This is a genomic window from Sorangium sp. So ce385 (genome assembly GCF_051474135.1).
GTDB lineage: Bacteria > Myxococcota_A > Polyangia > Polyangiales > Polyangiaceae > Sorangium > Sorangium cellulosum_D.
This window is the reverse complement of record NZ_CP150337.1, coordinates 13,999,342-14,023,766: the sequence shown is the minus strand read 5'-3', so window position 1 is coordinate 14,023,766 and position 24,425 is coordinate 13,999,342. Positions and strand designations below refer to the sequence as shown.

The following is a 24,425-nucleotide window of genomic DNA, read 5'->3' as shown; positions in this document are numbered from 1 at the left end:
CGCCGGCGCTGGCGGCTGCCAGCGTCGCAGAGCGCCCCTCCCCGTTCGGCGGAGGGGCGCTGTCCTTTTGTCCCCCCGAGCTCGTCCAGCGGCCCGCCGGCAGGTGGCACGCACCGTCGGGCGGCCGCCGCCAAACGACACCCACCGTCACGCGGCGCGCTCCGTCACGCGGCATCACGCTCGTCGATGCGTTCCAGCGCGGAAGCGCCTCTCTTCATGGACAAACGAAGGCCCCCGGGGCGGGGGGTCGTCGCGCGGGGTGGGAGATGGGCTGATGTTTGAGCCCGAGTGGCGTCCTGTCTCCGTCGTGCCTTGCACGACGGGGACAGGACGCCCCAGGCGAGTTCAGCCCATCCCCCGCCCCGCGCGACGACCCCCCGCTCCGGGGGCCGGGAAGCTCGGGACGACCTGGAAGCCTACGAGACCCGCAGAAGCCCCGTCACTTGTTGTACGGCCGCTGCGCCGGCTTGGGGCTGAACATCGTACACAGGATCGTGTCGTAGAACTTCCCCTGGAAGAAGTAGTTCTCCCGGAGGTACCCTTCGCGCTGGAAGCCCACCCGCTCCGCGACCCGGAGCGACGGGCCGTGCTCGGGGTCGATGCCCGCCTCGATCGTGTGCAGGTCGAGCTGCTCGAACCCGAACCGCACGACCGCGCGCAGCGCCTCCGTCATGTACCCCTTGCCGCTGGCCGTCTTCGCCTGCTCGTACGTGATCTCGGCGCGGTAGTGCGGCGTCAGGAAGCGGAAGAACCCGGCGGCGCCGATCAGGTGGTCCGACCCTCGGACGCTGATGCCCCATCGCAGCTGCGACCCCTCCTGGTGCGCGCGCTTGAGCATGCCGATCATCTTCCTTGTGTCGGCGACCGTCTTGTGGACGGGAGCGCCCCACAGCCTCAACCACTCATCGTCCGAGCAGACGGCGAACAGGGCTTCTGCGTCGGATTCCACGATCTCACGCAGGATCAGGCGCTCTGTCTCGAGTCGAGGATGAACGGCGAACGGAAGGTCGAGAGGGCTACTCATCAGGGGCTTCTCCCAGGTATAACGCCCAGCCTATCATCGTTCCGCGGCGCGCCGCGCAGCAATCTGGCGTGCGCGTGCTCGGATTGTGTCCGCCGCGCACGCTGACGCGCCGCGCATCGCACGTCGCGCGGCGATCAGCGCCCCGCGCGGCCCGCGCGTCGCGCCTCACACGAGGTCGCGCTCCGCCTCACATGGGGAGTGTCCAGGGGAGAGCCAGCGCGCCGCCGGCCACGCAGGGTCAGACAGGCGACTTCACGGCAGGTGCGTGTCCGTTCACGTGGGCAGAGGTGCCTCCCTGAGCCCGCGGTCGCGCGCCGCGCCACCATCGATGGTGACGGCACGATGGCGCTACTGTGACTTCACTTCCGTCCAGACCTCGTCAAACACCTTCGCCGCCTCGCCGAGGTCGCGGTGGTGCTCCAGGCGATCCGCCACCTCCTTCGTCGGATAGATGAGCGTGTTCGTGCGATCGGCGTCCGGCAGCTTCCCTTGTGCGGCGGCGTTGGGCGTCGCGTACTTCGTGTACATCGAGAGCTGCGCGCCGCCCTCCGGCGTGAGCACGTGATTGATGAACTTGTGGGCCAGCTCGGGGTGAGGCGCCTTCGCCGCGATCGTCATCACGTCGACCCAGATGACCGAGCCTTCCTTGGGGATCACGAACGCGAGGCGCTCCTTGTCCTGCTCGATCTGCTTCTGCGCGTCCCCGTTCCAGACGACCGCCATGTCGACGGAGCCCGCCCTGACGTCCTCCATGGCGCCCACGCCGCCCTTGAAGCCGAGGCACTTCGGCTGCTTCTTCACTTCCTTGAGGACGCGCCCGGCCTCCCGGATCTCGTCGGCGTTCGTCGTGTTGCTCGAGTGCCCCTTGTACTTGAGCACCGAGCCCAGCATGTCCCGCTGCTCGTCGAGCAGCACGAACGTCCCCGCCAGCTTCTGCGGGTCGAGCAGCACCGACCAGGAAGGGTCGAGGTTGGGCAGCTTCTTCTTGTTGTAGACGATGCCGACGGTGCCCCACTGGTACGGCACGCCGTGCTTGTTGCCGTCGTCGAACCCGGGCCCGGCGAACCGCGACTCGAGGTTCTTGAGGTTCGGGATCTGCGCGTGATCCAGCGGCCTGACCAGGTTGCGCCGCACCATCCTGGGCAGGATCTGGCTGGCCATGATCACGACGTCGTACTGGCTGTCAGCGCCCGCGTACGCCAGCTTGCTCTCCATCTCCTCGGTGGAGTCGTACCTGGTCAGGCGCACCTGGGCCTTGGTCTGTGCCTCGAACTCCTTGATGATCTTCTCGTCGATGTAGTCTGGGAAGATCAGCAAGTTCAGCTCGCCTGTTTCGGCGGGCGCGGCTGGTTTGGCGCCGGCGGCCGGCTCCTGCCCCGGAGGCGGGGACTCCTTCTTGCCGCAAGCCATAAGCGAAAGGACCCCCAGCAGCAGCGAAGCAAGCACCAGGGGTCTACGTCGGTATTGCATTAGTCCGTCCTTTCTCCTTCTTGTTCAAGGCATCTCGCGGGGACGCGGCATGACTGGACGTTCTTCGCACTAGTTGAACAATGATTTGACAGGACCAGTCGAGTGGACGATTCGACGCGCGAGCAACGTGACCACGAAGTGGTGGAACGCGGCTGCCAGCTCGGGCGCCTCGTCGGTGAGCCGCCGCAGCGCCTCCTCCGAGAGCCTGTAGAGCGTGGCCTGGCGGCTCGCGGTCACCGTCGCGGAGCGCTTCTCGCCCATGTAGAGCCCGGACTCGCCGACCACGGAGCCCGGCCCCATGGTGCGGAGCCGCTTGATCTTCTTCCCGTCGATCTCGAGCCACGCCGTCAGTTCACCGCTCTCGATGAGGTAGAGATCCTTCGAGACGTCCCCCTGCCGGAACAGGTCGAACCCGGCCGGCGCCTCGACGCGCTCCAGGTAGCCCAGGAAGCGCAGCATATCTTCCCTGCCGTTGAAGACGTCCTGGAGGTCGTAGAAGAGCATGGGCGGCGGCAGCATGCTCGGGGGCGCCTCCTGGATGATCTCGTTCTCACACGCCTCCAGGCCGCGGTCCAGATCCGGGTAGATCCGGCACACGTCGTCGTTCTCGATCACGACCTCGCCGCGCTCGAGGTGATTCCGGATGTCCGCCGGGACCTCGGTGAGGATGAGCCTTACGCTGTTCGCCTTCGCGAGGCGGCGGAGCCGGAGGAAGCTGGCGATGGCCGAGGAGTCGAGCCCGTTGACGTGCCGGAAGTCGAGGAGCAGATACCGGATCTCCGCGTCCGTGCTCTGGATGCGCTGCTGGGCGCTGGTGAGGAGGTTGTACGCCGTACCGAAGAACACATAGCCCTGCAGCTGGAGGATGTACAGCTGCTTGGCGCGCTCCATCAGCGTCATCTCCTCGCCGTCGCTGCGGGCCACGTTGCTGCGGAGGTGCACGCCGGAGATGGCGTTGCGGATAACCTCGATGCGGCTGTAACTGAGCGCGAACAGGATGAGCGAGACGCCGAGCCCCACGGCGACGCCGAGGAGGAAGCCCCAGACCGCGACGACGAAGAGGATGAGAACCACGACGAGGTACTCGGTCCGGCGCAGCCGGAAATAGCCCTCGTACAGCGTGTTGATCAGGAAGTGGAAGCCGAGGTACGCGATGAGCCCCCCGAGCACCGGGCGCGGGTAATAGCTGATCGCGTCGGCGCCGATGATCAGCACGAGCGCGCTGACCGACGCCGCGAAGAGGCCGGCGAGCCGGGTGTTCGCGCCGGTCTTGAAGTTCATCGACGACTCGGGCATCGACATGTACCCGACGACGCACCCGAACATGCTCCCGACGATGTTCGCGACCCCGGTGGCCCTGAGCTCGCGATCGAGGTCGATCTCCTGCTCGGTGGCGAGCTCCACGCCGGACGCGCTGAGGAGCACGGTGATGGCCGCCATGACGGTCACCGCCACCATGTTGCCGCCGCTGTCGAACAGGACGGGCCAGTTCACCTTCTGGAGATCCGAGGCCTCGACCGGCGGCCAGAGCCCCTCGCGCGGGAACGGCCCGAGGAGCCACCCGTCCGCGAACGCCTGCGTCACGCTCGAGCCGGCGAGGGTGAGCATGAGGTAGAAGACGCCCGTCGACCCGACGAGCAGGATCGGCAGGAGCAAGAGGTTCGTGTAGCGCCGGAGGAGCGCCACGAGCAGCAGGCCGAACAGGAGGCCGGTGAGGACCTTGTCGAGCGAGCTCGCGAACAGCTCCGGCAGCATCGGCAGCGTGGCCGGCTTGCCGGACATGACCGAGAGCGACCCCTGGACGAGCAGCCAGCCGGCGCCGGCGAGGAAGCCGCCGGCCACCGGGTAGGGGATGAAGCGGACCAGCACCCCGAGCCGGAGGATGCCGAGCAGCAGGAAGAAGCCGCCGGCGACGACCGACGTGAGCGCGATCGCGACGATCACCGTCGGGAACGCGTCGGCGTTCGGGTCGACCTTGTGGACGCCCGCCGCGATGGCCGAGGCCATCGAGGCGAAGATGACGGCGGCGTCCTCCTGCGGCGCGGCGATGACGGGGCGGAAGGAGCTGAGGAGGGCGACGATCACCCCGACGATCACGGAGCTGACAAGGAAGATCCCGATCCCCTTCGACAGCCGGTCCGCGAAGTCGTGCGTGAACACGAGCGCCGCCAGCGAGATGTCGAAGGTGACGACCAGCGTCCCCGAGACCGCGGCGGCCAGGGCCGCCTGGACCAGCTTGAGCCGCTTCGCCGACCCGCGCTGCTCCTCACGCACCGGCTCCGCAACGTCCCCTGCTTCCTGCTGTGTCATGCTCTTGAGAGACCTCTCGGACGATGTGGCGAAATCCGCGCCGCGCTAGGCCGAGGGGCGCTAGCGTCGACCCGCAGGCGAGCCGAGCATAGCGATTCTGCAGCCGGGCAGGTATGCGGCAGCGAGGGTCGGGGCGACGATGGTGGCGGCGTGGCGGGCGGGGGGCGCCGCGGCCCCCCGCCCCGGCGGCTCAAGAGGCGCCCAGCTCACGCTCGATCGCCGCGGCCTGCTCCTGCAGGGCCTCGGCCTCGCCGAGGTGACCGCTCAGCCGGTGCAGCTTCGCGAACTCGGCGAGGAGCCGCGCCTCCTCGCGCCGGTTGCCGATCTGCCGCTCGATGGCGATCGCGCGCGAATAGAGCGTGCGGGCGGCGTCGTACCGGCCCTGGACGGCGTAGGCCATCCCGAGGCTCGCGAGCGTGAGCCCCTCGGCCGGGAGGTTGCCCGCCTCACGCGCGGCGCGCAGCCCTTCCTCCCAGTACGTGCGCGCGTCGTCCGGCTGCTGCATCGCCCAGTGCGTGCGGCCGAGGCCGAGGAAGCCGAGCGACTCGGACGCGCGATCGCCGAGCTTCTGCGCGTCGGTGAGCACGCGGATGTGCTCCTGCCGCGCCTCCTGGTACCGGCCCCGCGCCTCGAGCACGTCTCGGGCGAACTCGTAGCGCACGACGACGCTCTCGGGCGTCGGCTCCGGCGAGAGCTTGAAGTAGACGCGGTAGAGGCGCGTCGCCTCCTCGTGGGCGTAGCGCGCCGCCGCCTTGCGGGCGCCCGCGAGGAAGTAGCGGCGCGCGTGATCGACCTTGCCCGCGCGGCGCCAGTGCCGGCCGAGCGCGACGAGCTGGTCCTCGAGGTCGTCGCCGTACAGGCTCTCGATCGCCTCGGCGGCGAGCCGGTGGAGCTCCTGCAGGCGCGCGCGCGACTGCATCTCGTAGGCCGCGTTGCGGAGGAGCGCGTTGCTGAACTGGAAGCGCCGCTCCGTCATCTGCGACCAGATGCACTGCGCCTCGCCGATGCGCACGTGCTCCTCGAGCACGGAGGCGTCGGGGAGCATCAGCGCGAGCACGCGCAGGTCGAACTCGCGCCCGAGGACCGCCGCGGCGACGATCGTCTGCTTCACCTTCGCGTCGAGCCGGTCGAGCCGCGAGATGAGCAGGCTGTTCACGTTCTTCGGCGGCATGAACGTGTTCGAGATCGAGATGGAGCTCGAGCTCGAGCCGTAGCGCCCGTCCTCGAGCCAGTAGGCGAGGATCTCCTGCGCGAAGAACGGGTTGCCGCCCGCGGTCTCGCAGAGGAGCGTCGCGAGCATGTCCGGCATCGGGCCGCCGAAGAACGGGACCGCGAGCGCGAGCAGCTGCTCGCGCGGCAGCGGCTTCAGCTCGATCACCTTCTCGGAGATCCCCGGGTCGAGCGGGATGCGCACCGGCGTGCCGTCGTCCTTGCGCCGCGTCGTGCAGATGATCGCGATGGGCAGCCCCCGGCACGCGCGCGCGATCACGCGCACCGCCTCGAGCGAGTCCTCGTCGGCCCAGTGCGCGTCCTCGAGGTGCAGGATCACCGGCTGGAGCGACGCCTCGGCGAGGAAGACGAAGGAGAGCGCCGAGAGCGTGCTCGTGTACCGGAGCTTCGGGTGCAGGCGCTCGTACGGCGAGTCCTCCCAGCGGATGCCGATGAGCGCGGCGAACACCGAGCGCGCGCGGTCGAGCTCGCGCTTCAGCGCGCTCTGGCTCTCGGGCAGCCGTTCGAGGAGGTACTCGAACGCGTCGTCGAAGTTCGTGAGCTTCTCTTCCTTGCCGAGCGCGGAGGACTCCCAGAAGTACTCCTTCAGCGCGAACTCGAACGCGTTCAGCGAGCTCTGGAGCGTCTGGTCGCAGCGCGCGTCGATCCACAGGAAGGGCCGGTCGCTCTGGTGCTCCTCGCACCGGTGGCGGAAGCGCTGCACGAGGTAGCTCTTCCCGAGCCCCGGCTCGCCGTCGATGTAGATGATCCCGGCCGGCCTGCCCTCGAAGATCGGGCTGACGTAGCGCGAGAGCTGCTCGATCTCCGCCTCGCGGCCGATGAGGCCGAGGTCGTAGAACTCCTTCTGGACCGAGATGCGGCGGCGCTCGAGCGAGTAGACGAGGATGGGCAGGTCGAAGCCCTTGAACCGGAAGATGTTCTCCGTCGTCCACTGGTAGCTCGTCTCGCCGGCGCGGAAGACCTGCTCGTCGGCCCAGATCGCCGACCAGGGGGCCTTCGCGACGAGGCGCGCGGCGAGGTTCGTCGCGCGGCCGATGCACGCGAACTCGTGCCGCTCGGTGCCGCCGTTGAAGCCGGCGTAGCGGACGTCGCGCGTGATCCCCGCGCGGAGGCGCATCTGCCGGAGGCCGCGCTTCTTCAGCTCGAGGGCGAAGTCGAGCGCGCGATCGTTGTCGTTCTCGTGCGTGATCGGCGCGCCGAAGTGGATCAGCGCGGCGATGCCGAGATCGCCCGCGTCGATGCCGGTAAAGGTGCCGCCGTAGAGCTCCGAGAGCTCGTGCAGCAGGCGCGTGAGCTCCGCGAAGCTCGGGATCTGCTCGAACGAGAGGAAGACGCTCGTGACGTTGCGGAACTCGCCCTCCGGCGGCATGTCCGCGACGCCCCTCGCCACGAACGCGGCGCCGTCGCCGCGCGGCGGGTTGCGCGGGACCTGCGGCAGCCGGGGCGCGGGCACGTCGCCGAGCTTGTAGACGCCCTCGCCGTGGTACTTCGCGCTCGCGGGCGGGATGCGATCGCAGAGCGCGCGGTCGAGGAGGATGTCCCCCTTCTGCGCCTGCCGCTCGATCGCGACGCACGCGGCGAGCGCCTGCCCGTGGAAGTGATAGTACGCGCGCTCCGGGGAGATGCGGACGATGCCCCACTCGACCGAGCCCCACGCGAGCCCCATCCGGAACGAGAACGGGAAGCTGCCGAAGGGCGTGTCGCGCTCGGGGTGCTCGGCGAAGAGGTCGCGCATCGAGAGCGCCGCGCCGAGCACGTACTCGGCGACCTTGCGGTCGGGCGTGTCCTGGAACAGCGCCGTGAACGCGTCGCCCGCGAAGTTCGTGATGAAGCCTCCGGCGTGGTGGACCGCGGCGATGAGCGGGTCGAAGTAGTACCGGAGCGTGCCCGCGAGCGTCTCCGCGCCCGCGCGCCCGTGCTGCATCAGCTTCTCCGTGAGCTCGGTGAAGCCGGGGATGTCGATCATCAGCACCGCCCCCGTGAAGCTGCCCTCGGTGTTGCCGAGAGCGTCTTGCTGGATGATGAAGTCGGGGACGAGCGGGTTCATTTCCTTGCTCCTCAGCAACGGATCCCGCTTGGAATCGGCCTGGGAAGCGCGTCTGCGGGACGCAGAGCCTGGAGTCTACTGCCGGCGGGAACAGATGAATACCGGGATCTTCGATCGGCGGCGACGGCGACGGCGGCGCCTACCCTCGCACCGCCGGCCCGGCGCCTCGCGGGCCGGCGAGCGTGCGCCCGTTCCGCAGAGCGCAGCACACCGGCGCCTCGCGGGCGGTGCGCCGCGGCGGAGAGCCTGGAATTCGGCGCCTCCACGTCGGCTGGGACATCCGCCCAGAGCGGTCGCGCGGCGAGGACAGACGGGGAGACGACGAGGCGGCGTGCGGGGCGCTTTCGGATCATCGCTCGATTTGAATGTCCAGCGGCCGGGGAGACGGAGCAGCGGGGGGCGGCGCGTCGGGCGTCGGCGTGGGCCTCGCGGCGGGCCGCCCGGAGTAGGGCCGCGGCGCCGGGGCGACGGGGGGCGGCGGCGTCGGCGCGGCCGGCGAGCTCGTCGGCGCGGCCGCGCGCTTCGTGAGCGTGGCGACCAGGCGAACCGACTGATCCGACGGGCCCTGGACGATCGAGTACGGCTCGTACCCCTCCTGCCGGACGGTCAGCCGGCGGGGGTTGGCGCGCACCGAGCTGTTCGCGATCGAGAGCTGGAGCGGCGTGGTCCCGAGGGGCTTGCCGTCTTCGAGGACCTCGGCGCCGGAGGGCATCGACTCGACCATCAGCACGAACGTCCCGCCGTCGGCGGGCGGCGGGGCCGGGGCGACCTGCGGCTTCTCCGGCTGGGCCGGGGCCGGCGGCGGCTCGCTCGGGCGCATCTGCGACATCGCGACCCCGATGCCCGCGACGGCGAGGACCCCCACCGCGACGAGCACGATGCCCTTGCGGCCCTGCGGCGCCGCGTCGGCCGGGCGCGAGGCGGCGCCGAGCGACGCGTCGTCCACCGGCGAGGCCGCGCCGCCGGACGACGACGGCGGCGACGGGCTCGCGGGGATCGCGGTCATCACGCGCACGGGCGGCATCGGCGTCGGCATCCTGCCGGCGCCGGTGGAGTCCATGGTGACGAGGCCCGTCGAGCCGAACGCCGGGGACAGGCCCATCGCCTGCGCGCACTCGGCGAGGCCGCGGATGAAGGCCTCCATGTTGGCCGGACGGCCCTCCGGATCCTTCGACAGGCAGCGCAGCACGAACGCCTCGAGCGGCTCGGGCACGTCGGCCTCGGGGTTGCGCTCGCGCATCCGCGGGACGGGCTGCTGGAGGTGGGCGATCAGGATCTGGACCGAGTTCTGCGCCTCGAACGGGACCTTCCCGCAGAGCATCTGATACACGATGACGCCGAGCGAGTAGACGTCCGTCCGGAGATCGACCTTGCCGTGCGAGATCTGCTCGGGGGACATGAAGCGCGGCGAGCCGAGGAACGAGCCCTGCTGCGTGAGCTCCTCCGAGTCGTCCGCGAGCACCTTGACGAGGCCGAAGTCGAGGATCTTGACGAGCTCCCCGGTGTCCTCGCCGGGGACGAGCATGACGTTCGACGGCTTCAGGTCGCGGTGCACCACCCCGTGCTTGTGCGCCTCGCGGAGCCCGCGCGCGATCTGCCGGGCGACGCCCATCGCGTCGGGCGCCGACAGGCGGCCGGCCTTGCGCAGCCGCCGGAAGAGCGTCTCGCCCTCGAGGAACTCCATGGCCATGAAGTACCGCTCGGGCTCCATGTTCTCGACTCGGCCGTAGTCGAAGACCGTGACGATGTTCGGGTGCTGGAGCCGGGCGAGGATGCTCGCCTCGAGGAAGAAGCGCTTATGAAAGTTGGGGTCGATTTGATTGGATGAGTTCGTCGGCGTCAGGACCTTGATCGCGACCTGGCGCTCGAGGGCGATCTGCTCTCCGCGATAGATGACGCCCATCCCGCCCGTCGCGAGCAGGGAGTGGATCTTGAACTTCTGATTCAAGACCTTTCCCAGCAGCGGGTCGGACTCTCCGCTGGCCGAGGCACCGTCCGAAAGCTTCTCCGCCGTGCTCATGGCCTCTGTCTCTTTCCCCTTCCCATCCCGCTGGCCCCCACTGCTGGCACTCGGGGAAAGCGTACCCCGTGCCCGTCCCGCGCCGCCCTACGTTCGGCTGACGTTCGACCTATGCGCGACTTACGTTCTGCTGACGTTCTGGCTTACGTTCTGGTTGACGTGCTGGTGTCCGTTCTGGCGCAATTTCTGGGACCTACCCTCGCTGCGGTACCGCCCGCGCTCGTCGGCTTGGCTTCCGGACCGGCTGCGGCACGTTTGAGCTGAGCCTACCGTAAGCTGCGGGCCGATCCAACCCAGCTGCTGAAGATGACATTCGTTGGCTACCCGACCACACGCTGTGGGCGGGCGCCCCCGGCCGGGACGCTGGGTCCCTGAACGAGCTTGCTGCATGGGCGGATGTACCCGTACTCTGACCGGGTCCCCGATGCCGCCGCAGCACTTCATCCGATGCCAGGCGTGCGGGTTGCCGCACCCGTCGGACACCGAGAGGTGCCCGGTGCACGGCACGGCGCTCACGCCGAGCGTCGCCCCGCCCTCCTCGACGCGGGTGCCGCCGACGAGCCGGGGCGAGTCGCTGTGGCCGGTGGACGGCCCGCTGCCGCCCGACATCGACCCGGATCAGCCCCGGCCGACGAAGGAGGCCCCGCTCGTCGGCCGGCTGCTGCACGATCGCTACCGCATCCTCGGCGTCATCGCCAAGGGCGGGATGGGGATGGTCTACGACGCGATCCACATCGGCCTGCGGCGCCGGGTCGCGATCAAGACGCTCCGCGCCCAGTACGCGCAGAGCAAGACGGCGATCGCCCGCTTCCACAACGAGGCCGCCGTCGCCGGCCGCTTCGGCCACCCGAACATCGTCGAGGTGTACGATCTCGGCGTGCTCGAGGACGGCACGCCCTACCTCGTGATGGAGCGGCTCGAGGGCGAGACGATCACCGAGCGGCTCGGGCGCGAGCGCCCGATGCCCATCCCCGTCGTGCTGGACGTCGCCGTCCAGGTCCTGAGCGCGCTCGTCGTCACGCACAACGAGGGCATCCTCCACCGCGATCTCAAGCCGGACAACATCTGCCTCGTCGGCGGCGAGCGCGGCCCGCTCACCGTGAAGGTGCTCGACTTCGGCGTCGCCGAGGCGTTCAACACCGGGCCCGCGTCGTCGATCCTCGTGTCGACGGGCGCCGCGGGGAGCCACTCGGTGGCCGGCACGCCGGCCTTCATGGCGCCGGAGCAGGCCCAGGGCGTCCGCGACCTCGACGCGCGCGCGGACCTCTACTCGGTGGGCATGCTGCTCTACGTGATGCTCACCGGGCAGCTGCCGTTCAAGGCGCCCACGCCGGCGGCGCTGCTCGCCGAGATCCAGCGCGTCAAGCCGATCCGCCCGCGCATGCTGCGGCCGGAGGTGCCGCACTCGCTCGACGTCGCGACGATGCGCGCGCTCGCGCTCGACCGCGACGAGCGCTTCCCGAGCGCGGCCTCGATGATGGACGCGCTCGAGCAGGTGCAGATCGAGGCGGCGATCGGCGGCGGCGCGCCGCCCGAGCCGGCGGGCGAGCCGGTCGATCCGGACTCGGAGAAGGTGGAGTACTTCTACCGGAAGAGCGTGCTCCCGCCGCCCATGGAAGACTGAGCGGCGATCATGCGAGCCGTCGTCATCCGCGAGCCGGGCGGTCCCGAGGTCCTCGAGGTGCGCGAGGTGGACGCGCCCGAAGTGCCCGAGGGGCACGTGCGCGTCGCCGTCCGCTTCGCCGGCGTGAACCGCGCCGATCTGCTGCAGCGGCTCGGCATGTACCCGGCGCCGCCCGGCGCGCCGCCCGACGTGCCGGGGCTCGAGTACGCCGGCGTCGTCGAGGCCGCGGGCAAGGGCGCGCGCCGCTTCGCGCCCGGCGATCGCGTCTTCGGCCTGGTCCCGGGCGGCGCCTACGCCGAGCGCATCGTCGCCCACGAGCGCGAGGTCGCGCCGGTGCCGGACGGGCTCTCCGACGAGGAGGCGGCGGCGGTCCCCGAGGCGTTCGTCACCGCCTACGACGCGCTCGTCACGCGCGCGCGGCTCGCCCCCGGCGAGCGCGTGCTCGTGCACGCTGCCGGCAGCGGCGTGGGCACGGCCGGCCTCCAGATCGCCCGCGCCCTCGGGTGCTTCGTCGTGGGGACGTCGCGCACGCAGGACAAGCTGGACCGCTGCCGGGAGCTCGGGCTCGACGCCGGGATCGCGGCGCCCGGCGGGAGGTTCGCCGACGAGGTGCTGAAGGCGACGCGCGGCGCGGGCGTCGACGTGGTGCTCGACCTCGTCGGCGGCGCGTACGTCGCCGAGGACCTCAAGGCGTGCGCGCCCCGGGCCCGCATCGCGCTCGTCGGGCTGACGGCCGGCGCGTCCGCGGAGCTCGACCTGCGCGAGCTCCTGCGCAAGCGCGTCGAGCTGATCGGCACCGTGCTCCGCTCGCGCCCGCTCGAGGAGAAGATCGCGGCGGCGCAGGCGCTCGAGCGGCACATCTCCCCGTGGCTCGCGCGCCGCGCCGTGCGGCCCGTCGTCGACCGGGTCTTCGCGATCGACGATGCCGCCGCGGCGCACATTTACATGGCCAGCAACGCGTCGTTCGGGAAGGTGCTGCTCCGCATCGGCGCGTGAGCGGGCGGGCGCGGCGTCACTTGCCGGGGCCGAGCAGCTTGGCGAGCGCGCCGGCCTCGGCGTCGTGCGCTTCGGCCTCGTCGGCCGGCGTCCACGACATGTCGAGCTCGAGCCGGTACGAGCCCTCGAACGCGTGCGGCGGCGCGCCGCCCCACTCCTCGGGCGAGAGCATCGAGAGGTAGCGGACGCCGTCGCCGCGCCGGTAGAGGTGGTAGACGTGGCCGGGCCGCTTCTTGAAATTGCACGCCGCCCGGTGGAGCTCGCTGTCGCGCTGCGCCGCCTCGAGGACCTGCCGCGCCTGCTCCTGCAGCGACCGGATCTGCCGGGCGATCTGCGCGAGCTTGCCGCCGGTGACCGCGCCGAGCAGCGCGTCGGCCTGCTGGATCTCGCGCGCCACGTCGACGAGCTCGTGCGGCGCGGAGAGCCGGCTCAGGGGGTACGGCGAGGTGCGGGCGGGCCCCTCGTGGCGGCCGCCGCCGTGTTTCGTGAAACCGTCGTCGCTCATGCGGAGACCGGAGCTTAGTGCAGCGCGCGCCCGCGCGCTGTAGCGGCGCCATCACGGGTCGGGGCAGCCGTCCTCGTCCTCGACGCCGTCCTCGTCTTCCTTCTGCGCCGGGCAGCGGTCCTCGTCGTCGAAGACGCCGTCCTCGTCGTTGTCCCCCTCGGGGCAGCCGTCCCCGTCCTGGAAGCCGTCGCGATCCTCCGCGAGCTCGCCGCACTGGTCGGCCTTGTCGTCCACGCCGTCGCCGTCGGCGTCGTGGACGCGCGGGGTCCACGCGACCGAGAGGACGGCGCGCAGCGGCGAGGTGCCGACGCCGCCGACGAGCGCGGTGCCGACGCCGCCCAGGAACGAGACGTCGCCGAGCGCGTAGCGCGCCGCGATGCCGAGCTCCAGCGCGGCCGTCTCCTGGTTCTCGAACGGCGCGATCGGCGAGAGCGGCAGGTGCCCGTGCGCCTCCAGGAAGAACGTGGCGCGCCCCTCCGGGTCGATGCCCAGGATCTGCGGCCGGAACGAGAGGCCCAGGCCGAAGGGGAGCTCGTGGCCGAACGCCGTGGGGCACGGGTCCCCCGCGGCGGTGGGCGGGGTCGCCCGGCACCCGAAGCGGGCCTCGTCGGCGCGGAGCTTGAGCCCGGCCGCGAGGTGCGCGCCGAACGCGATCAGGCGGTACTCGGCGAGGAGCCTGAGCTCGTTCGTGACGCTCCCCTCGCCCACGAACGACGCCTCGTCGCCCGTGGGCAGCGTGAAGCGCTCGTGCAGCGCGAGCGCGAGCCCCCCGAGCTCGCCGCCCGTGGGCTGCACGAGCGTGAGCTTGCCGACGAGGCCGAGATCGCCGAGCGCCTGCGCCGGGACCCACGTGTCGCCGAGCACCCGCGTGGCGTCGGACGTGGGCGCGTCCCCGGACTGGTAGAGGACCACCGGCAGCGTGAGCCCCACGAGCAGGCGCCGCGCGATGCCCACGCCGGCCGCGAAGTCCGCGCTGACCTGGTGACGGAGGACGTCGAAGCGGGCCTCGTCCGAGGCCGGATGACGGAGCACGATGGGGCGGTAGGCGTAGGAGGCCCAGAGGCTCGCGCTCCACTCGCCCGTGTCCGGGGTGGCGGCGGGCTCCGTGTAGACGCCGGACCCGGGGTCGATCGAGGCGCGGAACCCGCGGAGGTCCGCCGACGGCTGGGCGGCGGCGGCCGAGGCCACGGAGACGGCGAGCAGCGAGGACAGGGCGATGGCGCTCGGTCGCATGGCCGGAGGAGACTAGACCAGCGCCGGGGAAAGTGGGGCCCGAGTCGCCCCCGGCGCGCCGCGCCGCCCCCGCCCCCGCCCGCGCCAGCGCCGCGCCCCCGCCCGCGCGGCGGACAGCAACGCGAGCGGCGGCCGGCGTCCCCCGAAACATCGCGTTCCGCCGCGGGTTGTGCGATAGCGGGGGCATGGACTCCATCCGGATCCGGGGCGGCAAGCCGCTCTCCGGCAAGATCCGCATCAGCGGCGCGAAGAACGCGGCGCTGCCGATCCTCTGCGCGACGCTGCTCTCGGACGGCGAGAGCCTGCTCCGCAACGTGCCCGCGCTCCGCGACATCGACACGACCTCCGCGCTGCTCCGGTTCCTCGGCCGCAACGTCGAGGTCGCGGCCCCGCTCGTCAAGGTCGGCGCCGGCGACAACGTGCGGCCCGAGGCCCCGTACGAGCTCGTCAAGCAGATGCGCGCGAGCGTGATGGTCCTCGGCCCGCTGCTCGCGCGCTTCGGCCGCGCCAAGGTGTCGCTCCCCGGCGGCTGCCAGATCGGCACGCGCCCGGTCGACCAGCACCTCAAGGGGCTCGAGGCGCTCGGCGCGACGATCCGGCTGTCGCGCGGCTACATCGTCGCGGAGTGCAAGCGGCTGCGCGGCGCCGAGGTCGTGTTCGATCTGCCGACGGTGACCGGCACCGAGAACCTGATGATGGCCGCCGCGCTCGCGAAGGGCCGCACCACGCTGGTGAACTGCGCCCGCGAGCCCGAGGTCGAGGAGCTCGGTCGGGTGCTCAACAAGATGGGCGCGCGCGTGAGCGGCGCCGGCACGGACGTCATCCACATCGAGGGCGCCGACGAGCTCGAGCCGTTCGACCACGCGATCATCTCGGATCGGATCGAGGCCGGCACGTACATGGTCGCGGCGGCCGCCGCCGGCGGCGACGTGCTGATCGAGAACGCGCCGCTCGAGGACCTCGAGGCGGTCGCGGCCAAGCTCCGCCAGGCGGGCGTCGAGGTGGGCCGCGAGGGCGACTGCGTGCGCGTCCGCCGCGACGGCCGGCCGCTGCGCGCCGTCGACGTCACGACCGCGCCGCACCCCGGCTTCCCGACCGACATGCAGGCGCAGTTCATGGTCCTGATGTGCCTCGCGCAGGGCACGTCGCGCATCGTCGAGACCATCTTCGAGAACCGCTTCATGCACGTGCCGGAGCTCGCGCGCATGGGGGCGCACATCGACGTGGACGGCCACACGGCGCACGTCCACGGCGGCGCGCCGCTGTCGGGCGCGACCGTGATGGCGACGGATCTGCGCGCGAGCGCCTCGCTCGTCATCGCCGGCCTCGTGGCGACCGAGGGCGAGACCGAGGTGCTGCGCGTCTACCACCTGGACCGCGGCTACGAGTTCATGGAGCGCAAGCTCGCGCAGCTCGGCGCCGACACGGTGCGGATCGAGGGGCGGGCCGGATGACCAAGCCGCTCACCATCGCCGTGCCCAAGGGGCGGATCCTGAAGGATCTGATCCCGCTCGTGCAGCGCGCCGGCCTCGACAGCACGCCGCTCCAGGAGAGCGATCGCCGCCTGGTCCGGCCCACGGCGGACGGCGCCTTCCGGTACGTGTTCCTGAAGCCCGACGACGTGCCGACCTACGTCGAGTACGGCGCCGCCGACCTCGGGGTCTCCGGCCGCGACACGCTCCTCGAGCGCCGCCACGATCTCTACACGCCGCTCGATCTCGGGATCGGCCGCTGCCGCCTCGTCGTGGCCGGGCCGGAGGGGACGCCGATCCCCGACCTGCCGCGCGTGGCCACGAAGTACCCGCGGATCGCCGGGGATCACTTCGCGAGCAAGGGCGTGGTGGCCGAGATCATCCCCGTCCACGGCTCCGTGGAGCTCGCGCCGCTCGTCGGCCTCTCCCACCTGATCGTCGATATCGTCGAGACGGGCGCCACGCTGCGCGAAAATCGCCTCGAGGTGCTCGAGACGGTCACCGAGGTGAGCACCCTTCTCATCGCGAACCGCGCGTCGTACAAGCTGCGGAGCGACGCCGTGCGCCCGCTGGTCGAGCGCCTGCGGGCCGCGACGGCCGGCGCGGCGCGGTGACCGCCGCGGGCGCGCCCGCCGCCGCTCGCGGACGAGGATGAGCCCGCCGCCCACCCGAGACACGAGAGAGAGGAGGCCCAGCTGCTACCGCACTTCGCCGCGCTCCCGGCCGACATCGACGCGTGGGTGGGCGGGGGGACCGCCGTCGTCGCCGGCGTGCACCGCGATCCCCCGGGGGCCCTCCGCCTCGACGCCGTCGCCCAGGCCGAGGTCGGGCTGCGGCTCGCGAGCGAGTCGCTGTATTTCCGGCTCGATCTCGACGTGCAGGCCGCCTCGGCGCCGCTCGGCCTGCCGGCGTTCGGCCTGCCGGCGTTCGTCTACCCCGAGTGGTCGCTGCCCGCGCAGGAGCTCAAGATCGGCCCGCCCGAGTGGGCGATGCTGCAGATCGGCCGCGAGGACTACCACCTCCGGCTGGGCATCGTCTCGCACGCGATTGGCATCGAGGACTGGGACAGCTGGACCAACTACTTCCCGACCTTCTCGACGATGATCAGCACGGTCCCTGGCCGGATGCTCGGCGTCGAGCCCGGGCTCGTCCTCGGTGAGGGATACGAGATCAACGTCTTCGGCGGCTTCGACCTCGACGTCGACGCGCCGACGTTCGGCGCCGGCCTGACCACGATGCAGGCGCTCTGGTCGACGTGGTCGGGCGTGGCGTTCTATCCGACGATCGATTTCTACTCGGCGGTCGTGGCCCTGGAGCTCTACCCGGCCGAGGCGCTGTCGGTGTCGATCGACGGCAGCGTCGGGCTGGTCGGCGCGGCGGACGAGGCCGGCGCGATCGAGCTCAAGCCGTGGGTGGGCGGCGAGATCATCGCCAATGTCCTTCCGACGTTGCCAATCCATCCGCTCTTCCGAGTCCAGGCTCTCCACGAGCACGAGGGCGCGCTCTCTGCGTTCCTGTTCGCGCCCCAGCCGAGCGTCTCCGCGAGCGCCGGGCTCACCTTCTCGCCGTTCGACGAGCTCAAGATCAGCCTCGAAGGCAAGGCCTCCAAGGTCGAGGACGACATCCTGCCCGGCCTGTTCGCCCTCGTGGCCCTCCGCCGGCCCGAGCCGCCCCCGTACGCCGCCAAGTGACGAGAAGACGGCAGCGGCGCTGCGGCGCGGGACGCCGTCGCCGTCAGCGCCCGTCGCCGCGCGCCTGACAGCGACGGAGGCAGACGGCTTCGAGCGCCGCGGCGTCGCACTTTTCCATCGATGCGGCGGCCGGCGCGAAACACTCGAAACGGAGCGAGCGCGCAACCACGCCACCACGTAACCACGTAACACGCGACCGACGCCGCTGTTTTTCGCGCCTTGCGGGGCTCGCCCTTGTGATAGGGTTGCGGCCCCTCTCATGAAAATCCACGAGTATCAAGGCAAGCAGCTCTTCGCCCGCTACGGGGTGCCGGTACCGAAAGGGGAGCCCGCTTTCCAGGCGAGCGAGGTGGCGCCGATCGCCGATCGGCTGATCGCGCAGACGGGCAACCCGGTCGTCGTCGTGAAGGCGCAGATCCACGCGGGCGGCCGCGGCAAGGGCGGCGGCGTGAAGGTCGCGAAGGGCGGCAGCGCCGAAGCGACCGCCCTCGCCGAGAAGATCCTCGGCATGCAGCTCGTCACCAAGCAGACGGGCCCCGAGGGGCAGAAGGTCCGCCGGCTCTACATCGAGCAGGGCCTCGACATCGCGCGCGAGCTCTACTTCGCGATGCTGGTCGATCGCGAGCGCCGCCGCATCGCGGTGATCGCCTCGACCGAGGGCGGCATGGACATCGAGGAGGTGGCCCACAGCACGCCGGAGAAGATCTTCAAGCTCTTCATCGATCCGGTGCTCGGCCTCGCCCCGTACCAGGGGCGGCAGCTCGCGATCGCGCTCGGGCTCACCGCGAAGGAGACGCAGCGCCAGTTCCTCAAGCTCGTGGCCTCGCTCTACGCGTGCTTCACCGCGGAGGACTGCTCGCTGCTCGAGATCAACCCGCTCGTCGTGACCGGCGCGGGGGACGTCTTCGCGCTCGACGCGAAGGTGAGCTTCGACGACAACGCCGAGTATCGGCACCCCGAGTGGAACGCGATGCGCGACGTCGACGAGGAGGATCCGGTCGAGCTCCAGGCGAAGCGGTCCGGGCTGTCCTACGTGTCGCTCGACGGCGACATCGGCTGCCTCGTGAACGGCGCCGGGCTCGCGATGGCGACGATGGATATCATCCTCCATTACGGCGGCAGGCCGGCGAACTTCCTCGACGTCGGCGGCGGCGCCTCGCAGGAGCAGGTCAAGACCGCGTTCCAGATCATCCTCAAGAGCGAGCGGGTCCGCGGCATCTTCGTGAACATCTTCGGCGGCATCATGCGCTGCGACGTCGTCGCGGCCGGGGTCATCGCCGCGGCGAAGGAGCTCGGGCTCAAGGTGCCTCTCGTGGTCCGCCTCGAGGGGACCAACGTCGAGGCCGGCCGCAAGCTGCTCGACGAGAGCGGCCTGACCATCCAGTCGGCGAGCTCCATGGCCGACGGCGCGCAGAAGATCGTCGCCGCCACGCGCGGCAAGGCCCAGAGCGGCGCCTAGGGCGCCCGCGAGCACCGAGCCCCGAACCCAGTTGAGCAGCGAGCGACCGGCGATTGCCGAGCTCCTGTCCACGTTGAAGGTAGAGTAATCAAGCGATGAGCATCCTCGTCAACAAGGACACGCGGGTCGTCTTTCAGGGCATCACGGGCGCCTACGGGTCGCAGCACGCCCGCGCCTGCATCGAGTACGGGACCAAGGTCGTCGCCGGCGTGACGCCCGGTCGCGGCGGCCAGCGCTTCGAAGACAAGGTGCCGATCTTCGACACGGTCGAGCAGGCCGTGCGCAACGAGGGCGCCGACGTCTCGTGCATCTTCGTGCCGCCGGTCGGCGCCGCGGACGCGATCACCGAGGCCGTGGACGCGGGCTGCAAGCTCGTCATCTGCATCACCGACGGCGTGCCGGTGCTCGACATGGTGCGGGTGCGTCGCTTCCTCGAGGGGAAGCCGGCGCGCCTCATCGGGCCGAACTGTCCGGGGGTGATCACGCCGGGCGAGTGCAAGATCGGGATCATGCCGGGCCACATCCACAAGAAGGGGAACATCGGCGTGCTCTCCCGCTCGGGGACGCTGACCTACGAGGCGGTCGGCCAGCTGAGCGCGCTCGGCATCGGCCAGTCGAGCTGCGTGGGCATCGGCGGCGACCCGGTCGGCGGCATGGACTTCATCGACGTGCTCGAGCTCTTCAACCAGGATCCCGAGACGCACGGGGTCGTGCTCATCGGCGAGATCGGCGGCACGGCGGAGCAGCGGGCCGCGGCGTGGATCAAGAAGAACATGAAGAAGCCGGTGGCCGCGTTCATCGCCGGCCGCGCGGCGCCTCCGGGCAAGCGCATGGGCCACGCCGGCGCGATCATCGCGGGCGGCGAGGGCACCGCGGCCGAGAAGATCGCGGCGCTCGAGGCGGCGGGGGCCAAGGTGGCCGCCACGCCGGCCGAGATGGGCGTCGCGATGCAGGCGGCGCTGGCGGCGGCGCGCTGAGCTGCCCGGCCCCCGTCTCCGCCCGGCCCCCGGCGAGGGGGCTCGTGGCGCGGGGTGGGGGCCCCGCCGAACTCGGCGTAGACATGGCTCATCCGGCAAGCCGGATGAGCCATGTCTACGCCTCAGACATCGGCCCATCCCCCACCCCGCGCCACGAGCCCCCTCGCCGGGGGCCTACGCTGGATTTATTTGAGGTTGATCCGGTCGCGACGGCTCACTCGAGCGGGATCGTCCGGCGCTCGGCCGAGCTCCTGATCGCGGCCTCGATGATGCGAATCACGTCGCGCGACTCCTCGGCGCGCACCGGCGGCGGGGCGCCGTCGAGGATCGCGTCCGCGATGCCCTCGTAATAGGCCTCGTAGGCGCCGGGCAGGCTCTCGATCGCGCGGCGCTCGCCGGTCGCGGTGACCAGCGTGCCGAACCAGCGCGGGTCCTCCCGGCCCCACTCCGGCGTGCCGGGGCGCTTGCCCGCCTTGAGGGCATCCTCCTGGCCGTCGATGCCGTACTTGAGGAAGCTCCCGCCGTCGCCGTGGACCGCGAAGCGCGGGCCAGGCTCGCACGAAAGCGTCGAGGAGCGCACGATCACCCGGCGCCGGCCGTAGTCGAGCGTGAGGTGGAAATAGTCGACGGTGCGCGCCTCGGGCCGCTGCGCCAGGAGGTCGGCGGTGACGGCGCGCGGCGGGCCGAAGAGCACGAGGGCCTGGTCGATCAGGTGCGCGCCGAGGTCGTACAGGATGCCCGAGCCCGGGGCCGCCTCCTCCCGCCAGCCTTGCTTGATGGCGGGGCGGAACCGGTCGAAGTGCGCCTCGTACGAGGCCACCTCGCCGAGCAGGCCCTGCTCGACGCAGCGGCGCACGGTGCGGAAATCCGCGTCCCAGCGGCGGTTCTGGAACACCGAGAGGAGCCGGCCGCGGCGGGCGGCCAGCGCGATGAGCTCGTCCGCCTCGGCGCTCGTGATCGTGAACGGCTTGTCGACGACCACGTGCTTGCCCGCCTCGAGCGCCGCGCGCGCGAGCGGGAAATGCGTCTCGTTGGGTGAGGCGATGACCACGAGGTCGATCCCCGGCTCGGCGATCAGCACCTCGGGCGTCGGGTGCACGGCGACACCCGAGTGATCGGTCATGACCTGGCCCTCCCGTCGGGTCGCGATGGCGGCGAGGCGCAGCCGCGGGATGGCCCGGATCAGCGGGGCGTGAAAGACGGCGCCGGCGAGGCCGTAGCCGACGAGGCCGACATAGACGCGCTGGGACATGGCTGGGCGAGCTCGCCGCGGACGCTAGCCCGAAGCGCCACGGGGGGGAAGCCCGGCGGCGCAGGGGGCCGCTGCGCGCCGGAGGCGGCGCGCGACGGCGCTGGCGGGCCGCCAGGGGCGTCCGCAACCCGCGCGATCGCGGCGGGCGAACCGCCACGAGCGTCCGCAACCCTCACGCTCGCGACGGGCGAACCGCCCAGCGCGTCCGCAACCCTCACGCTCGCGACGGGCGAACCGCCACGAGCGTCCACAGCGATCGTGATTCCGTGTGTCGCACCGCCAAAGGGCTCCTTCGACGCTCACGATCTCACCGCAGAGTCTCCGCGCGACCGAGGATCGCGGGAGAGGTGGTCACCACGCCTCCGATGTCGTCGCCCCTGCCCCTCATCGCCGCTGCGTGAGAGCGTTCACGGAGACGCGGCAGCGCTCTTTGCGATAACCTCCTCCGCTTGGAGGCTTTGATGTACGCCAAGCGCGTCGTTTCCGCGGTCGCCCTGACCGCCCTGATCGCCGGCAGCTCCCTCGCGGCCGGCTGCAAGAGCAGCGCCGAGGCCAGCGTGACCGAGGAGTCGGTCGAAGCGGTCCCGGTCGCCCTCGAAGAGCCGCTCACCGAGGAGCACGACGGCGGCTCGGTCGGCTGGGAGATCGCGCCCGACGGCGCCGTGCGGGCCATCGTGACGGGGCCCGACGGCAAGCCCATCGACAAGGACGTGAGCGGCACGCTCACCTGGAAAGGGCCGAACGGCGAGGAGAAGATCCCGCTCGCGCTCGACGCGAAGACAGGGCTCCTCGTCGCGGCCGGGCCCAAGCTCGAGGCCGACCTCACTCCGGTGAAGTACGACATCGTCGTCGCCGGGAAGCCGTGGATTGGCACGCTCCACGTGCCCGCAGGGGGCACGAGGGTCATCGTCGAGGGCGCGCGAAAGGCCGAGAAGAGGCCCATCCCCGCGGGCAAGACGGGCCCGAACGGCGGGGTCATCCAGGTGGTCGGCGACGACACCATCGAGGTGGTCGCGGACAAGGCCTCCGGTCAGGTGCGGGTGTACGTGCTCGACGCGAACCTGAAGCCGGTCCCCGTCGGCGACCGCAAGATCAAGCTTGGCTTCGTGGGCGCGAGCTCCGAGCTCGTCGTGCTGAACCCCGGCCCGGGCGGCCTCTACGCCGTCGGCACGGTCGCCGCCAAGGTGAACCCCGTGAAGCTCACCGTCGTCGTGGCGCACCCGACCCACGCCGACGTGGTGCTCGTCGGTTACCGCCCCGGCGTGCACGTCGTGGTCGGCCCGGCCGCGCCGGCCCTGAACGTGATCGTGGCGACGACGTGGAACGTGGGCGTGAAGGTCAATGCGGCCCCGGGCGTGGTGGTGGTCCACGATGACGACGACGACGACGACGACGGGCGAGCGGTCCACATCCACGTGCACGGCAAGCACAAGCACAGGCACAAGGGCAAGCACCACCACCACCCCCACCACCGCCACTAGGGCCCTCGCGCGGCGCTGGGCGGCTTACCTCACCGCCGAGGTCGACGCCGCCTCGCTCGCCGTCTTCCGCGTCGCCTATGGCGGCCTGATCGCGTGGGAGGTCGTCCGGTACGTCCTCCACGATCGGATCTACCGCTATTACATCGAGCCCGGCTTCTTCTTCAGCTTCGTCCCCTTCATCCGCCCCTGGGGCGGGACGGGGATGTACTGGCACTTCGCCGCCGTCTTCGTCCTCTCGCTCCTCTGCGCCGCCGGGCTGTTCTACCGGGTGAGCGCCGCGCTCCTCTGCGCCGCGCTCACGTACGTCTTCCTCCTCGACAAGGCCCAGTACCTCAACCACCTCTATCTCCTCTGCCTCCTCGGCCTGCTGCTCGCCGTCGCCCCGGCGCACCGCGCCCTCTCGCTCGATCGCCTCCGCGCGCGCCGCGCCTCGCCGGCCGGCGCGCCCGCCGAGACGGCGCCGCGCCTCTACCTGTTCGCTCTCAAGGCCCAGATCGCGATCGTCTACTTCTACGGCGGCGTCGCGAAGCTGAACGGCGACTGGCTCCAGGGACAGCCGCTCACGATGTGGCTCGCCGAGCACCGCGGCGCGCCCCTCGTCGGGCCGCTCCTCGCCGCGCCGGCCGCGGGGCTCGCGCTCTCGTGGGCAGGGCTGCTCATCGACCTCTCGATGGGCTTTCTGCTCTTCTCTCGACGAACCTTCCCGATCGGCGCGGCGCTCGCCGTGGTCTTCAACCTCTCCAACGCTCTGCTCTTCAAGATCGGGATCTTCCCCTACGCGATGATCGCCTCGCTCGTGCTCTTCGCCGATCCCTCGTGGCCGAGGCGGCGTCTGCCGTTCCTCTTCCGGCGCGCGGACCGCCCGGGCGACGGCGCCGAGGTCCCCTCGCCCGCGGCGGGGCGGCGGCGCCGCCTGCCGCTCGCGCTGCTCCACGGGTACCTCCTGGTCCACCTCGCGGTGCCGCTCCGCCACTGGGCCTACCCGGGCGACGTCGCCTGGAACGAGGCCGGACACCGGTTCTCGTGGCGGATGAAGCTGCGCGACAAGAACGTGAGCGAGCTCGACGTCCGCGTGCTGGATCCGAGGACCGGCGTGCGCGAGTCGCTCGACCTCGAGGCGTGGCTCACCGACCGCCAGATCGGGGAGATGAGCACGCGGCCGGACATGATCGTCGATTTCGCGCACCACGTGGCCGACCGCTGGCGGGAGGACTTCGGGGTGAGGCCGATCGTCACGGCCAGGGTCGTCGCGTCGCTGAACGGAGGGCCGTACCGCGATCTCGTCGACCCGACGCTGGACCTCGGGTCGCAGCCGAGAGGGCTCCTCGCGGTCGTGCAGCCACCCTAGAGCGGTTTCAGCTCGGGCTGAGACCCCCTCTTCCGTCTTCCGTCTTCCGTCTTCCGTCTTCCCTCTTCCCTCTTCCCTCTTCCCTCTTCGTGCGCGTGCGCGTGCGCGTGCGCGATTGCCCGGAGTCAGCGCGCACGCGCACGCGCACGCGCACGAAGAGGAGCACGGGAGACGGGAGACGGGAGACGGGAGACGGGAGACGGGAGACGGGAGACGGGAGACGGGAGACGGGAGACGGGAGACGGGAGACGGGGACGGGGACGGGGACGGGAGACGGGTGACGGGT

General features: G+C 71.2%; 17 protein-coding genes. 9 read left to right on the top strand and 8 right to left on the bottom strand.

Annotated features, from left to right (window positions below; all coding sequences use genetic code 11):
* Positions 1-439 precede the first annotated feature (439 nt).
* The 5 genes from WME83_RS51355 to WME83_RS51335 all read right to left on the bottom strand — a co-directional run bounded on the left by WME83_RS51355 (position 440) and on the right by WME83_RS51335 (position 10,101).
* Complete coding sequence (locus WME83_RS51355) at positions 440-1,024, bottom strand: GNAT family N-acetyltransferase (RefSeq protein WP_437317025.1); 585 nt, start codon at positions 1,022-1,024, stop codon at positions 440-442.
* Positions 1,025-1,372: 348 nt separating this feature from the next.
* Positions 1,373-2,341: a polyamine ABC transporter substrate-binding protein gene (locus tag WME83_RS51350; RefSeq protein ID WP_437317024.1), complete on the bottom strand. Its 969-nt coding sequence runs from the start codon at positions 2,339-2,341 to the stop codon at positions 1,373-1,375.
* Positions 2,342-2,563: 222 nt separating this feature from the next.
* Positions 2,564-4,804: an SLC26A/SulP transporter family protein gene (locus WME83_RS51345; RefSeq protein ID WP_437317023.1), complete on the bottom strand. Its 2,241-nt coding sequence runs from the start codon at positions 4,802-4,804 to the stop codon at positions 2,564-2,566.
* Positions 4,805-4,994: 190 nt separating this feature from the next.
* Positions 4,995-8,081, bottom strand: coding sequence for an AAA family ATPase (locus tag WME83_RS51340; protein WP_437317022.1), 3,087 nt, complete (start codon positions 8,079-8,081; stop codon positions 4,995-4,997).
* A gap of 349 nt (positions 8,082-8,430) precedes the next feature.
* Positions 8,431-10,101, bottom strand: a complete 1,671-nt coding sequence (locus WME83_RS51335; RefSeq protein WP_437317021.1) for a serine/threonine-protein kinase — start codon at positions 10,099-10,101, stop codon at positions 8,431-8,433.
* Positions 10,102-10,564: 463 nt separating this feature from the next.
* Here WME83_RS51335 and WME83_RS51330 point away from each other — a divergent pair, with 463 nt between their 5' ends.
* Complete coding sequence (locus WME83_RS51330; RefSeq protein WP_437317020.1) at positions 10,565-11,725, top strand: serine/threonine-protein kinase; 1,161 nt, start codon at positions 10,565-10,567, stop codon at positions 11,723-11,725.
* 9 nt (positions 11,726-11,734) lie between these two features.
* Positions 11,735-12,721, top strand: coding sequence for an NAD(P)H-quinone oxidoreductase (locus WME83_RS51325; RefSeq protein ID WP_437317019.1), 987 nt, complete (start codon positions 11,735-11,737; stop codon positions 12,719-12,721).
* Positions 12,722-12,737: 16 nt separating this feature from the next.
* Here the strand turns inward: WME83_RS51325 and WME83_RS51320 are convergent, their stop codons facing one another.
* Together WME83_RS51320 and WME83_RS51315 are read right to left on the bottom strand one after the other, a co-directional pair.
* Positions 12,738-13,226: a DUF2452 domain-containing protein gene (locus tag WME83_RS51320; RefSeq protein ID WP_437317018.1), complete on the bottom strand. Its 489-nt coding sequence runs from the start codon at positions 13,224-13,226 to the stop codon at positions 12,738-12,740.
* 51 nt (positions 13,227-13,277) lie between these two features.
* Complete coding sequence (locus WME83_RS51315; protein ID WP_437317017.1) at positions 13,278-14,459, bottom strand: thrombospondin type 3 repeat-containing protein; 1,182 nt, start codon at positions 14,457-14,459, stop codon at positions 13,278-13,280.
* Positions 14,460-14,644: 185 nt separating this feature from the next.
* Between WME83_RS51315 and murA the strand changes: the two genes are divergently transcribed.
* The 5 genes from murA (at position 14,645) to sucD (ending at position 20,058) form a co-directional block, all read left to right on the top strand.
* Positions 14,645-15,913, top strand: coding sequence for a UDP-N-acetylglucosamine 1-carboxyvinyltransferase (gene murA, locus WME83_RS51310; protein ID WP_437317016.1), 1,269 nt, complete (start codon positions 14,645-14,647; stop codon positions 15,911-15,913).
* Positions 15,910-16,545, top strand: a complete 636-nt coding sequence (gene hisG, locus WME83_RS51305) for an ATP phosphoribosyltransferase (protein WP_061626578.1) — start codon at positions 15,910-15,912, stop codon at positions 16,543-16,545. The genes murA and hisG overlap by 4 nt, the downstream gene beginning before the upstream one ends.
* 126 nt (positions 16,546-16,671) lie before the next feature.
* The gene (locus tag WME83_RS51300; protein WP_437317015.1) at positions 16,672-17,622 is read left to right on the top strand and encodes a hypothetical protein; all 951 of its coding nucleotides are present in this window, start codon (positions 16,672-16,674) and stop codon (positions 17,620-17,622) included.
* 259 nt (positions 17,623-17,881) lie between these two features.
* On the top strand, positions 17,882-19,081 hold the full coding sequence (gene sucC / locus WME83_RS51295; RefSeq protein WP_020742153.1) for an ADP-forming succinate--CoA ligase subunit beta: 1,200 nt from the start codon (positions 17,882-17,884) through the stop codon (positions 19,079-19,081).
* A 95-nt stretch (positions 19,082-19,176) separates the two neighbouring features.
* On the top strand, positions 19,177-20,058 hold the full coding sequence (gene sucD / locus WME83_RS51290) for a succinate--CoA ligase subunit alpha (protein ID WP_020742152.1): 882 nt from the start codon (positions 19,177-19,179) through the stop codon (positions 20,056-20,058).
* A gap of 214 nt (positions 20,059-20,272) precedes the next feature.
* Here the strand turns inward: sucD and WME83_RS51285 are convergent, their stop codons facing one another.
* Positions 20,273-21,310, bottom strand: a complete 1,038-nt coding sequence (locus WME83_RS51285; protein WP_437317014.1) for an oxidoreductase — start codon at positions 21,308-21,310, stop codon at positions 20,273-20,275.
* Positions 21,311-21,771: 461 nt separating this feature from the next.
* On the opposite strand from WME83_RS51285, the gene WME83_RS51280 reads away from it, so the two are divergent.
* The gene (locus tag WME83_RS51280; protein ID WP_437317013.1) at positions 21,772-22,791 is read left to right on the top strand and encodes a hypothetical protein; all 1,020 of its coding nucleotides are present in this window, start codon (positions 21,772-21,774) and stop codon (positions 22,789-22,791) included.
* A complete protein-coding gene (locus tag WME83_RS51275) occupies positions 22,682-24,139 on the top strand; it encodes an HTTM domain-containing protein (protein ID WP_437317012.1) in 1,458 nt (485 codons plus the stop codon). The genes WME83_RS51280 and WME83_RS51275 overlap by 110 nt, the downstream gene beginning before the upstream one ends.
* Positions 24,140-24,425 lie beyond the last annotated feature (286 nt).

Bases quoted from the DNA above. Each gene is read 5' to 3' on its own strand.
- WME83_RS51355 (WP_437317025.1), bottom strand. From the start codon at position 1,024: ATGAGTAGCCCTCTCGACCTTCCGTTCGCCGTTCATCCTCGACTCGAG.
- WME83_RS51345 (WP_437317023.1), bottom strand. From the start codon at position 4,804: ATGACACAGCAGGAAGCAGGGGACGTTGCGGAGCCGGTGCGTGAGGAG.
- WME83_RS51340 (WP_437317022.1), bottom strand. From the start codon at position 8,081: ATGAACCCGCTCGTCCCCGACTTCATCATCCAGCAAGACGCTCTCGGC.
- WME83_RS51335 (WP_437317021.1), bottom strand. From the start codon at position 10,101: ATGAGCACGGCGGAGAAGCTTTCGGACGGTGCCTCGGCCAGCGGAGAG.
- WME83_RS51325 (WP_437317019.1), top strand. From the start codon at position 11,735: ATGCGAGCCGTCGTCATCCGCGAGCCGGGCGGTCCCGAGGTCCTCGAG.
- WME83_RS51320 (WP_437317018.1), bottom strand. From the start codon at position 13,226: ATGAGCGACGACGGTTTCACGAAACACGGCGGCGGCCGCCACGAGGGG.
- WME83_RS51315 (WP_437317017.1), bottom strand. From the start codon at position 14,459: ATGCGACCGAGCGCCATCGCCCTGTCCTCGCTGCTCGCCGTCTCCGTG.
- murA (WP_437317016.1), top strand. From the start codon at position 14,645: ATGGACTCCATCCGGATCCGGGGCGGCAAGCCGCTCTCCGGCAAGATC.
- hisG (WP_061626578.1), top strand. From the start codon at position 15,910: ATGACCAAGCCGCTCACCATCGCCGTGCCCAAGGGGCGGATCCTGAAG.
- sucC (WP_020742153.1), top strand. From the start codon at position 17,882: ATGAAAATCCACGAGTATCAAGGCAAGCAGCTCTTCGCCCGCTACGGG.
- sucD (WP_020742152.1), top strand. From the start codon at position 19,177: ATGAGCATCCTCGTCAACAAGGACACGCGGGTCGTCTTTCAGGGCATC.
- WME83_RS51285 (WP_437317014.1), bottom strand. From the start codon at position 21,310: ATGTCCCAGCGCGTCTATGTCGGCCTCGTCGGCTACGGCCTCGCCGGC.
- WME83_RS51280 (WP_437317013.1), top strand. From the start codon at position 21,772: ATGTACGCCAAGCGCGTCGTTTCCGCGGTCGCCCTGACCGCCCTGATC.
- WME83_RS51275 (WP_437317012.1), top strand. From the start codon at position 22,682: ATGACGACGACGACGACGACGACGGGCGAGCGGTCCACATCCACGTGC.